We start from the raw sequence: 12,572 nt of genomic DNA, 5'->3' as shown, positions 1-12,572 counted from the left end.
TTTAGTTATCCTCTTGGATGCACTTCTCCCAGCATCCACTGCCCAGCTTTAAGCTGGGTTCTTTTTGATCTATTATTTTCCAATAAATTTCATATAACTTTTCTTATAATTTTAAGATTTTCTTATAGATAAAAAAAAGCTCAACCTTGGGGAAAGCTGAGCTCGTAAAATCTGATGTGCTACACACATCGTATCTGGGCAAGCACTTTAAATCCTAAAAACGTTAGGTAGTGAACTTTGCAATTGAATTATGTGACTTATCTCTACTTTTGTAAAGTCGATTAAATTAATCAGAATTCAAAATTTAATCGATTTTTCAACTTAAAATAGAGATTTCTTTTATTTTATTCACTTATATAATAATTAAAAATAGTTAAATTTTTTAGTTAAACTAATCCAAATATTGTTAACTATTCCTCAAAATATTACAAATTCGATAAGAAAACGATGATTTTTTATTCGCATTGTAAACAATATTATACTTTTATTAATGTTAAAACCGATCAAGTTAATCTATTTTTCCAATCCTAATTGTAATAACTTTTAAACATTTACTTCTAAATTCCCTATGAAATATAATTATTAGCCTCTTGTAAATGTTCATTTTTTTATCAGGTTGACAATTTACTTTTCATTTGATTAGTTTTTCACCAATTTTAACATAAGTGTCAAATATCTTTAACATTCCTTTTTTTTCATTATTGACTTCATAAATTGTTACAATACAATGACCCCAGCTTTATCTCTTGTTATTGCTGGAAATGATTATGAAAAAACTTGGTTTAGCCACTGCTGTATTATTAGCCATGACCGGTGCTCATGCTTATCAATTTGAAGTTCAAGGTCAATCTGAATATGTTGACACAACTGCAAACGATAAAAACTTCACTGGTGACGTTGCTGGTACATTCTATTTAAAAAATGTTGATACCGCTAAAGGTCCATTAGCTGAAGCAGCTTTCTTGAACCAAGCTTCTAGCGTATCTTTAGGTTATAGCTACCAACAGTATGACCAAAACAATGGTTTAAACTACCACGTTGGTACATACGGTGTTAAAGGTGAGGCTTACGTTCCTACTCCTTACCTTCCTGTTTATGCTAGCGCAACTTACAACCACACTGATGTTGATGGTAAAAACAACTTCTCTAAAGATGACAACGGCGACCGTTATGCATTAGAAGTTGGTGCTATGTTGTTACCTAACTTCTTGATGACTGTTGGTTATACAAGTGTTGCTAACCAATTCGCTTTAGATAACTTTGGCATCATCAGCAACGGTATCTACTCTGCTGTAAACCAAACTGCTGCGATCCAAAACGACCAAGATGCTATTACTGCACGTGCTAAATATGTAGGTCCAATCGATGGAACTAACATGGCAATCGGTTTTGAAGCTGCTGGTGCTTTCGGTGAAGAAAACCAATACGGTTTAAAAACTGACCTTTACTTAACTCCTAAGTTAAGTGTTGGCGCATCTTTCGTGGGTAACGATGGCGTAGCTGACATCAAAGGTAATGACCTTGGTGAATTCCGTCAAGCTTGGGGTGGTAACGTAAACTACTTCATTACTCCTGCTTTAGCAGTTGGTGCATCGTACATGAAAGCTGACGTTAAAAATGCGTCTACTAGCTACGATACACAAACTATCGGTTTAAATACTAAATTCCGTTTCTAATTTAATTTAGAAATCGAATTAAAAAAGGACTCTATTGAGTCCTTTTTTTATATCTATACACCTAAATATTAGCTTCGTACAATATTTAAGAAATACAGATGACGTTCGTATTGATCAATAATGTCTTGAATTAAATCTTCTTGCGTCCAATCCATTACATCATAGTTCTGGCCACCTTCTCGTAAAAACACTTCAGCCTGAAAATATTGCCCATCTTCTGCTTCTATACGCCCCATAAGAAAACTTGGTGGCAATGTTTCACGTGAAACAACTTTATAAATAAAATTAATTTCATTGTGATGGTCTACCCTAAGCTGCATACCATCTTCAAGCTGACTAATTGAGACTTCTAAATGACGGCGTTTCAACTCATGCTTAATATTTTCAAAAGCACGGCTTACCTGATTTTCAATATATTGCTTTACTTCGTCTTCACTATGAGGATAGTGCATGATTAATCCTAGACGCTGTTGCCAGCTTCGTGGATTATGAATAGCACGCGGTGTAATTCGTGCTTCCTGAATAGCGGTCATTTTAGTGACAAGGCCTTTATTAGTCCCCAGCTCATTAACAGCATGACGACAGTAAATGGTAATGCACTCATAATGATTGAGGACTGAAGTGCAGCCAATCCACCTACCAATAATAAAATAATGGCGAGTACAGCCATAAGCACTGTCCAGAACAAACGTTGCCAAGTCGGTGAGTTTTCTGTTTTTGCAGTTAAATAGTCGGTGACTAATGCACCTGAGTCGGCCGAGGTCACAAAAAATAAAACCACTAAAACGGTTGCCAAGACATTCATTACCCCAGAGAAAGGTAAATGATTTAGAAATTCAAATAATGCGACTGATGAATCTTGTTGAACCGCCTGAATTAAGGTGGTTTGATGCTCATGGATAATGCTAAATAACGCAGCATTTCCTAAAAAGCCCATCCAGATAATGGTAAAACCAGTTGGGATAAGCAAAACCCCAACAATAAACTCTCGAATGGTACGACCACGTGATACGCGGGCAATGAACATTCCAACAAATGGCGACCAAGAAATCCACCAAGCCCAATACAAGATCGTCCAGCCCCCTATCCATCCATTTGGCTGATAGGCATATAAATTGAACGTCATGGTAAAAAGGTTAGAGAGGTATTGCCCAGTATTTTGAATAGTGGTTTGGAGTAAATAAATGCTTGGGCCAGCAATAAAAATAAATACTAAGAGAATTACAGCTAAAACTAAGTTTATTTCTGATAAACGTTTTACACCTTTATCTAGACCTAAAAATACAGATAAAGAGGCCAGAATACTCACAAAAATAATGAGTAGAACTTGAACATGAGTACTTTGCTCTACACCAAATAAATAATGCAAACCAGAATTGATCTGCGTTACCCCAAAACCAAGAGATGTCGCGACACCAAATACAGTTCCAATCGTTGCAAAAATATCAATGCTATCGCCCAATGGGCCATAAATCTTTTTTCCAATCAGAGGATAAAGTGCGGAACGGGTCTTCAAAGGTAAATTATGTCTATAGGCAAAATAAGCTAAAGCCAGTCCGACTACAGCATAAATCGCCCACGCATGTAACCCCCAATGGAAAAAGGTTACCCTTAGTGCTTGCTGTGCTGCATCAATGGTTTGTGCCTCACCGCTTGGCGGGGTAACGTAATGCATGACGGGTTCGGCAACACCGAAGAACATCAACCCAATCCCCATCCCTGCTGTAAACAGCATGGCGAACCAGGACCCATTATTATAATCAGGCTGGCTATGATCAGGCCCTAATTTAATGCGTCCAATCGATGAACAGGCGACATAAATCAATAAGATGAGAAAGAAAGCAACAGATAAAACATAAAACCAGCTAAATGAATCAGTGATCCATTGTTTTAATTGTTGCGTTAGAAGCTCAAAAGAACTCGGAGCAATCACCACTACTGCTAAAAACAAAGCAATAATAATGACCGTACCAAAAAATACGTTAGGATTAACGTTTGCGAACCAACTGGACTGTTTGGAAGGCATAAATCCTCCATGTTATTTTAATGACGAGTGACAGGCTTAAATGCCAATAAGATATTCATAGAATGAACAAAGCTAAGGCTTTCAATAGAGAAAGCCGATAACACTTTAAATAAACTTAAAGAATATTGCAGTTACAAAGGTGTAAATAAATTAAAACACCTCCTCCATTATTTATCTGAATTTTTTTTAGGGAGGTGGGTAATATATTGTAAAGCAATTAATCGAGTTACGATTAAAGCCAAATACATAACTCCACAGAACATTTGGAGCATGGCTAAAACGCGCGCTGGTGGGCTCAGAGGCATTAAGTCAGATAAACCTGTAGCCGATTGCAAGCTAAAACTGAGAAATAATAGATCTAACCACGTCTGTAAATGGTGAACGTTATTTGGATTTTGAAAGCTAGACGGAAGAATAAGCTGACAAATGTTATATAAAAATGCAAAACCCCAAGCAATAAGCGTAAAAACTGCTGCTGCCGCAAACAACTCATCTCTTGTTAAATACTGATCGGCGAACATATAACGAAATAAGCCATAAGCTGCTGAAAAGTAGGCTAGTGCTTCACAACCATGTGCAAAAACCTGAATGTATAAATTGCCATAACCCAATAAAATAAATACCGAGGATATAATCGCCCCACTCACAAATGTTAACCCGAGAAAAGTAAACATTGGGGTTTGACGAATAACCTTGGCAATAATGAGTAAGGCCAGCACCCCTAAAGCCCATGTAAGGGTGCGGTAAAATACATCATGAAAAGTCAGCATAGCCAAAATGAGTAAGATAAATTGCACAAGCAGCAACCATGCAGAAGGTAGCAATCGAAAGCTCGCCCAGAACTCGATGATAGATCGCATTATTATTTTCCTTGTTTCATTATGCTTTTTGAGGTCTAGCAAATCATACTGTACACAAAACAAGGCAAACAAGTTGTTCTTTATTAATATCTAAGCCCTAAATTGAAAATTAAATAAGTATAAAAAAAGCCCCGTAGGGCTTTTTTTAAGAATTAGATAGCAATATTGCACTTAGTGATCCGATGCACCAGATGCTCCAATACCTGTCATTGAACGAACATATTGAGCATCGAAAGCAGCACGCTCTTTTTTAGCACGTGCAGAGTTATCGGTAACCGAGAACAACCAACAGCAAAGGAAAGACAACGGCATTGCGAATAATGCAGGACCATTGAATGGATTGATTGGTGTATCAGAGATTTTTAAAGTATCTACCCAAACTGCTTTAGATAGCACAATCAATACTACCGCTGTTACAAGACCAACCACACCACCAATAACTGCACCACGAGTCGTTAAACCTTTCCAGAACATTGAAAGAACAAGTATTGGGAAGTTTGCACAGCAAGCTACAGAGAATGCCAAGCCTACCATGAACGCCACATTTTGCTTTTCAAACAAAATACCTAAAATCATGGCAAAAATAGCTAAACCAAGTGTCGCAATTTTTGACATGCGAAGCTCTGAAGCTGGGGTAGTTTGACCTTTTTTGAATACGTTAGCGTATAAATCGTGAGAGATTGCAGATGCGCCTGAAAGTGTTAAACCAGCAACAACAGCAAGAATAGTTGCGAACGCTACTGCTGAAATGAAGCCCATGAATAAGTCACCGCCTAAAGCGTCACTTAAATGCACGGCTGCCATATTGTTACCACCAACAAGCTCAAGTTTGCCTGTTACTGCCATCTTTGCAACGTCAAGGAATTGCGGATTGTTTGATACGAAAAGAATCGCACCGAAACCAATAATGAAAGTTAGAAGGTAGAAGTAACCAATAAAACCTGTCGCAACCACAACTGATTTACGAGCTTCTTTTGCATCTTTTACTGTAAAGAAACGCATAAGAATGTGCGGTAAACCAGCTGTACCAAACATTAATGCCAAACCAAGAGACAAGGCATCAATCGGGTTTGCAGCAAGTTTACCTGGCCCCATAATTTTTGCGGCATCGGTCAAGCTTACATCATGCACTTTACTGAATACTTCAATTGATTGGGTAAACATGTTGCTGAAACTAAAGCCCACTCCTTTCATGACCATGAATGCCATGAAGGTTGCGCCACTGAGTAACATTACCGCTTTGATAATTTGTACCCATGTCGTTGCCAACATACCACCAAAGATTACATAGGCCATCATTAATAGACCAACGATGACTACAGCAATGTTGTAGTTCAAACCAAATAGTAATTTGATGAGCTGACCCGCACCTACCATTTGAGCAATCAAATAGAATGCCACAACAACAAGTGAACTGACCGCAGCTAAAGTACGTACTGGTTTTTCTTCAAGACGAAATGAAACCACATCTGAAAGGTTATATTTACCAAGGTTACGCAAACGTTCTGCAATTAAGAATAAAACGATTGGCCAACCTACCATGAACCCAAGTGAGTAAAGTAAGCCATCAAAGCCCGAACTAAACACAAGTGCAGAAATACCAAGGAAAGATGCAGCAGACATATAGTCACCCGCAATTGCCAGACCATTCTGGAAACCGCTGATACCGCCACCTGCCGTATAGAAATCTTGTGTTGATTGGGTTTGTTTTGCAGCCCACTTAGTAATGAACAAAGTGAAACCAACAAAAATTAAGAACATGATGATGGCATGCCAGTTGGTTGCTTGTTGTTCAGCTTCACCTAAGTCAGGACCCGCCATAGCTACCGTTGAATATAGCGATGTTGCTGTCAGCAAGACTTTCGCCTTTAATGAATTCCATTTCATATTAGTGTAGTCCTTTATCGTGCGTGATGGCTTCAACTTCCTTCAACGCTTCTTCACTCAACTGATCAAGGGTGTGATTTGCAATGAAGGAATACACACCACACAGTAGGAAAGATAAAACAATAATTCCTAAACCTAGCGGGATTCCCCATGTCGTAACACCACCACTAAATGAACTCATCAAAAATTCTTTGTTGTAGCCCACAAGTAGCATAAAGCCCACATAAAGCACTAACATGATGACTGTGAGCGTCCAACTTAATGCACTTTTTTTCTTGACCATCTTTTGAAACTTTGGATTGCGTAGAATCTGTTCTACTTGGTTCTGATCCATAACCAAACTCCTTGCCCAGTGCCCAGCCTTGGCCACTTTTTTAATAGTAGTTTCTCAGGATTTAAGTTAGCAAAATTCCGTGTAATTCGTAACTTAGACTTTGGTCGTTAAAATTTAATCAATTTATAGCTTTGTTTCTGCTTGGGGTATGATAGGTACAAGGTTTTAATCATGTGAGTCATATGAACAGCTGGCTGATTATTGGGGTACTCACCCTTTATATAGCACTCTTATTTATTTGTGCTTTTTTTGGTGAAAAGCATGCCAGCCGTCTGAGTACACGTGGCCGCATGTTCTTGTTCAGCTTAACCTTAGGTGTTTACTGCTCATCATGGACATTTTACGGTGCGACTGGAGCCGCTGTTCGCGAAGGCGTGATTTTCTTACCGATTTACTTAGGTCCACTTTTATTTGTCTGGTTCGGCTATGACATTTGGCGACGTTTAGGCCGAGTACGCCAACACCACGCTATTTCATCAATTGCCGACTTTATTGCTGCACGTTACGGAAAAAGCGGTGTCTTGGCATCACTGGTTACCATTTTGGCCGTAATTGCAATTATCCCCTATCTGGCCCTACAGCTACGTGCGATTGCTTTAAGTACGTCTGTCATTATGGAACAGAATGCTCATATTCATACAACCACCAATAGTGTTTTGCTTTTAACCAGTGTACTGGCTATTTTGGCCATGATTTTTGGTACAAGACAAATTGCCAATACCGAGCAACATGGCGGTCTCATGCTCGCCGTCGCATTTGAATCTTTTGTAAAATTATTCGCACTCATTTGCGTCGCTTTATTTTTTATTTTTGAAACACCAGCGAACCTAGTCCAAGTTACAGCCGATGTAAACCAAACCTTTCAGGAAGTTCAGTTATTTGGAGTACCTGAAACATTCTGGATTCAGACCTTATTGGCAGGTTTAGCAATTATCTGCCTACCACGTCAGTTTCATGTAGCAGTGGTCGAGCTGCGTGACGAGAAGCATATTCGCGGTGCGCGTAAATGGTTTGCGGTTTATCTCATTTTAACGATTTTAGCCATTATTCCGATCGCAAGCTGGGCGTTGCATGCGGCACCGAAGTTCTTGACTGTACCCGATGTTGCCGTGTTGTCATTACCCCTTAGCTATAACCAAGAAGGGTTGGCTTTACTGGCTTTTTTAGGTGGGTTCTCTGCATCGACAGGTATGTTACTGGTTTCGTCAGTTGCCTTGTCTATCATGCTGAGTAATGACTTAATTATGCCTGCGCTCTGGCGTTTTAAAGTGCTCTCGCGCCATGATAAGCATCTTCCTAAAGTTCTTAAGTTTAGTCGCCGCATTAGTATTGTTGCAGTGATGCTCCTTGGTTTTTTATTCTTCCATTTCTTTAATGATATTAACCAGCTTTCAGTATTTGGTTTATTGGCTTTTAGTGCTGTGGCTCAATTTGCCCCTGCTCTTATTGGTGGTTTGTACTGGCGTGGTGGAAGTCGTCAGGGCGTATATGCGGGACTCATCATTGGATTTTTAATGTGGAGTTATACTTTACTATTTCCAACGATCTTACGTAGTTTGCCAGAAGCCTATCAGGAAGCGGCTCAGAGTATTTTGCTTTTTGGTCCTTTTGGAATCAATGCGTTACGCCCTGAATCATTATTTGGCTTTGAATCATTTGCACCACTCACACATGGTGTAATTTGGTCGCTTGGTTTAAATATTCTTTTATATATCTGGATTTCTAAAATCTACCGCCCAAGTGTAGCAGAGCAAATTCAGGCTGAAAGTTTCTTCTATTATGAAACAAAACCATTGCCATCACCGCACACCTCTACCGATTTAACCTATTTACCGCATGATGCAGCACGTTTAAAAGTAGGTGATCTCTTTGCACTTGCCAAAAGAATTACTGGTGAGCAACCAACAACACAAGCCTTTGAAAATTTCTGTGAACAAAATCATTTAATACTTAATGAAAATAGCATTGCGAATGGTATGTGGTGGCGGTTTACCGAGCAATATCTAGCCGGCATTATTGGGGCGGCCTCTGCACGTACTTTGCTCACTACAGCAATGATTAATAATGGTCTGGCTTTAGGCCAAGTTGCTAATATTTTGGACCAAGCCTCGCAATGGCAACGTTTTAACCAAAACCTGCTCATGACCATGATTGACCACATGACCCAAGGTGTCAGCGTAGTTGATAAAAACATGTGTCTGGTGGCATGGAATAATCAATATTTAAAACTGTTTGGTTACCCTAAAGACTTGGTGTACGTTGGCTGTCCAATTGCCGATTTAATTCGTTATAACGCTGAACGCGGTGAATGTGGCCCCGGTTCAGTCGAAGAGCATGTACGCAAACGTTTGCATTGGATGAAAGTTGGAAGTGCTCATGAATTTGAGCGTATCCGTAAAGATGGTCGGGTTATTCAAATGCGGGGTAACCCAATTTCTGGTGGGGGCTTTGTTACCACGTTTGCCGACATTACCGCCTTCCGTGCGAATGAAGCAATACTCGAAGCTCGCGTAAAAAACAGAACCCAGCAGCTTGCCGATGCCTTAACCGAACAGCAACTTGCACGTGAACAAGCCGATATGGCAAATATGTCGAAAAGCCGCTTTATCGCCGCGGCAAGCCACGACTTATTACAACCCATGCATGCCGCTCGCCTGTTTAGTACCGTTCTTGAACAAAGCATTGCAACAGAAGAAGACCGTCAGACTTTGCAGCAACTTGATCGTGCTCTATATGGTGCAGAAAGCATGCTCTCTGCCCTACTCGATATTGCCCGCTTAGAAGGCGGCAGCATTCAGCCAAAAAGACAGCCTTATCCTTTGCATGATTTACTCAGTGATCTTGAACTACAGTTTAAATCGATTGCTGCTCAGCGAAATATTTCACTGAAAGTTCATGATGTATCTTTCTGGATTGACACAGATCCACAATGGATTCGACGTATTATTCAGAACTTTGTCAGCAATGCTTTACGCTATACAGCAAAAGGCCAAGTAGTTGTGGGTGTTCTACGCTCAGCGCAACAGTCAGGTCATATTCGTATTGGCGTGTGGGATACAGGACCAGGAATTGCCGAAGAACAGCGAATTAAACTGTTTCAAGAATTCGAACGTTGTGGACATCTATCACCTTGGGGAGAACAAGGTCTAGGCTTAGGGCTGGCTATTGTGCAGCGTATGACAGGTTTGCTGAATTATCCAGTTCATGTTTACTCGCAACTCGATAAAGGCTCATGCTTTATGATTGAAGTTCCAGTCGTAGAGGCCCCAAAAGTCATTACCCCGACCGTGCAGACAGTACCTTTAAAAACCAAAGCCTACCGTATTTTATGTCTGGACAACGATGAAACTATTTTAGAAGGTATGAGTAGTTTATTAGGTAAATGGGGCTATCAGGTCTTTAAAGCCACTGAACCCGAACAAGCGCTTGAGATTATTCAAAAGGAAAATATTCAGGTCTGGCTCATCGACCAACACCTGAATAACAACCAACTCGGCGTCGATTTTATTATGCAAAATCGACAGCAGGATATTCCAGTTGCTTTAATTACCGCTGACTCTCACCCCGAGTTACCTCAGCAGCTTAAAGAATTGAATATTGTTTTACTCAAGAAACCACTTAAACCTGCTTCATTAAGAGCTTGGTTATCTGGGCTTAAAATTGCCAGTGCAGCAGATTAAATATTTTCTCTTCCAGACTTTTTATAGGTTTGGGAGAGATCCTTGGCAAAAATTATTGGCTTAATTTAAGCCAATAGGCAGAACTGCTCAAAAAGTCTACTTTTACCCAAGAAATAATTGACCAAACTTTCCAATGCCTCTTTTCCTATGGCAAAGCCCACCTTTTTTGTAAGTGAACACGTGTACACCTAGTTACAATTTAATAAGCTTATATTTTTTAAAAGAAAATAAACAAAAAAACCACACATACAACTTTAGTCGTATTCCACTTGCATTCTTCATGTTCCATAAATAATCGATGTGCATTTTATATGCTTCAAGATTTCAGAACCCATTTCCAATTTATAAAACATCCATACCAACTGATTAATGCAAAGGACAATTGCCATGAATACTTTTGATACATCCCCACAAGGGCAACTCTCATCTCAACAGTTTTATCGTCAATACAGCGCCAATGCGTTACTTCCTGAATTAGATTGGCAAAGCATTTTTCCCAACAGCAAGCTCAATGAAGCACATATCAAAGCATTAAATACCATTTATCAGTGTGCCGTTCCGCTCGCGCTCAATATTTTTCATGATTTGAATTTTGATGTATTTGCCCCAGCTGCTTACCATCCACAAGGTTTGGGTCTATTTGATAAATTAGGTCAACAAGAAGAAAACTTCTTACAAGTCCTCACTACGGAAAGTGAAAATCTAGATCACGATACCCGTCATCAAATCTGGAGCATGTTGCTTCGCGGAGGGGCTGTACTCGTTTTCAAAGCTTGGCTTGGTCATGTCAAACTCGGAGAAAATCAGTTAGACATGACTCAGTTTGATGAACTCTCTGACTTACTCTTTATTAAGACTCATCCAGATCAACTTGCTGAACGTCTACATGTTGATGCAAAAGCAAAACTCGACCACATCTTCTTAATGTATGGCAACGATATTTTCCTTGATCGATTCAACAGCCTAGAAACAGCTGCCCTGTTTGTTGATTTGGGTGTTTATGATGCGGCGTTCTTAAGCTTGCGTGATGACCGCGTAGCTGAATATTTAAAAATGAAGGGCTATGTAACTCAAGAACAAATTGATGATTTGCAATGTGCACTCAACCCATTGTACTGCGACAGCCTAACCCCAAAACAAGATTGCCTTGCTTAATTCACACATAAAAAAAGACCTCAATTGAGGTCTTTTTTTAATTTTTAGATTTTTCTATCTTCAATATTTAATGCACTAATTGCCAGTACCGCCTGTGTCCGGTTTTGCACACCCAATTTTCTAAAGATGGCTGTCACATGGGCTTTAATCGTTGCTTCTGAAACATCGAGCTCGTAGGCAATCTGTTTATTTAATAAGCCTTCTGCAACCATCATCAAAACACGGAACTGCTGAGGCGTTAATGACTGAATACGCTCTGCCAATGCAGTTTCATCTGCCGCTCGCGGGTCAAGATTAAGATTAGATGGCAAGTTAGGTGGTAACCAGATATCACCTTCTAAGACTTGACGAATCGCTTCACCAATATGACTTGGATGCGCAGATTTAGGGATATAACCCATCGCGCCATGTGCAATCGCACGCTGAATGATTGAAGTTTCTTCATGTGCAGAAACCACAATAATTGGAATAGCTGGATACTGTGCTCGCACATAAACCAAAGCAGAAAAGCCTGAAGCACCCGGTAAATTTAAATCGAGCAATACCAGATCAGGTTCTGCCCCATTTTCCAAACGCTCATAAAACTCATCAACCGAAGCTGTTTCATGAATTTGTGCCTGTGGCAGGCTATAACGTACTGCTTGAATTAAAGCATGACGAAACAAAGGATGATCATCAACGATTAAAATATTCATAAGCGATTAAAGTAATCTTGAGCATAATTATGGCCTATTGTAACCCTACTATTTAGATGAAAGATACGTTCATCTTATCCATTTTTATGCAAAATGTTGATAAATGCAGAACTTAGCAAAAATTTTCAGATGTTTTTTAACTTTTAATCAAAATTAATCTGTTTTTTATATAAGCTTCCTTTTTATTATAAAAAATATATCAGCAATAATTATATAAAATAAAAACAATCACTTAATAAAAAAACAAAGTATAAAAATC

7 protein-coding genes and 1 pseudogene are annotated in these 12,572 nt (G+C 39.3%); 3 read left to right on the top strand and 5 right to left on the bottom strand.

The genetic code is table 11. The annotated features are described in order from the left end of the window. Positions 1–767: 767 nt before the first annotated feature. Positions 768–1,676, top strand: a complete 909-nt coding sequence (omp33-36, locus tag RMB03_RS05320; RefSeq protein WP_005038066.1) for a porin Omp33-36 — start codon at positions 768–770, stop codon at positions 1,674–1,676. Positions 1,677–1,744: 68 nt separating this feature from the next. Here the strand turns inward: omp33-36 and RMB03_RS05315 are convergent. The 4 genes and pseudogenes from RMB03_RS05315 to RMB03_RS05300 all read right to left on the bottom strand — a co-directional run bounded on the left by RMB03_RS05315 (position 1,745) and on the right by RMB03_RS05300 (position 6,783). Next, positions 1,745–3,702: pseudogene (locus tag RMB03_RS05315) on the bottom strand (BCCT family transporter). Between the two features lie 167 nt (positions 3,703–3,869). Then, positions 3,870–4,562: an ion channel gene (locus RMB03_RS05310; protein WP_231762335.1), complete on the bottom strand. Its 693-nt coding sequence runs from the start codon at positions 4,560–4,562 to the stop codon at positions 3,870–3,872. A gap of 171 nt (positions 4,563–4,733) precedes the next feature. Then, positions 4,734–6,449, bottom strand: a complete 1,716-nt coding sequence (locus tag RMB03_RS05305) for a cation acetate symporter (protein WP_056482207.1) — start codon at positions 6,447–6,449, stop codon at positions 4,734–4,736. Between the two features lies 1 nt (position 6,450). Further along, positions 6,451–6,783: a DUF485 domain-containing protein gene (locus RMB03_RS05300; protein WP_003654032.1), complete on the bottom strand. Its 333-nt coding sequence runs from the start codon at positions 6,781–6,783 to the stop codon at positions 6,451–6,453. 182 nt (positions 6,784–6,965) lie between these two features. Here RMB03_RS05300 and RMB03_RS05295 point away from each other — a divergent pair, with 182 nt between their 5' ends. Both RMB03_RS05295 and RMB03_RS05290 read left to right on the top strand, forming a co-directional pair. Beyond that, positions 6,966–10,463: a PAS domain-containing hybrid sensor histidine kinase/response regulator gene (locus RMB03_RS05295; RefSeq protein ID WP_311074448.1), complete on the top strand. Its 3,498-nt coding sequence runs from the start codon at positions 6,966–6,968 to the stop codon at positions 10,461–10,463. Positions 10,464–10,850: 387 nt separating this feature from the next. Next, positions 10,851–11,618, top strand: coding sequence for a hypothetical protein (locus RMB03_RS05290; protein WP_005038058.1), 768 nt, complete (start codon positions 10,851–10,853; stop codon positions 11,616–11,618). Between the two features lie 44 nt (positions 11,619–11,662). Here the strand turns inward: RMB03_RS05290 and RMB03_RS05285 are convergent, their stop codons facing one another. Beyond that, positions 11,663–12,313 carry a response regulator transcription factor gene (locus RMB03_RS05285; protein WP_003654038.1) on the bottom strand — a complete coding sequence of 217 codons (651 nt, stop codon included), beginning with the start codon at positions 12,311–12,313 and terminating at the stop codon, positions 11,663–11,665. Positions 12,314–12,572 lie beyond the last annotated feature (259 nt).

It is taken from the genome of Acinetobacter sp. V91_7 (assembly GCF_031799075.1).
GTDB lineage: Bacteria > Pseudomonadota > Gammaproteobacteria > Pseudomonadales > Moraxellaceae > Acinetobacter > Acinetobacter calcoaceticus.
This window is presented reverse-complemented; position numbering and strand designations above follow the sequence as displayed.

Coding starts and splice junctions, on each gene's coding strand:
- RMB03_RS05290 (WP_005038058.1), top strand. CDS start 10,851: ATGAATACTTTTGATACATCCCCACAAGGGCAACTCTCATCTCAACAG.
- omp33-36 (WP_005038066.1), top strand. CDS start 768: ATGAAAAAACTTGGTTTAGCCACTGCTGTATTATTAGCCATGACCGGT.
- RMB03_RS05305 (WP_056482207.1), bottom strand. CDS start 6,449: ATGAAATGGAATTCATTAAAGGCGAAAGTCTTGCTGACAGCAACATCG.
- RMB03_RS05300 (WP_003654032.1), bottom strand. CDS start 6,783: ATGGATCAGAACCAAGTAGAACAGATTCTACGCAATCCAAAGTTTCAA.
- RMB03_RS05285 (WP_003654038.1), bottom strand. CDS start 12,313: ATGAATATTTTAATCGTTGATGATCATCCTTTGTTTCGTCATGCTTTA.
- RMB03_RS05310 (WP_231762335.1), bottom strand. CDS start 4,562: ATGCGATCTATCATCGAGTTCTGGGCGAGCTTTCGATTGCTACCTTCT.
- RMB03_RS05295 (WP_311074448.1), top strand. CDS start 6,966: ATGAACAGCTGGCTGATTATTGGGGTACTCACCCTTTATATAGCACTC.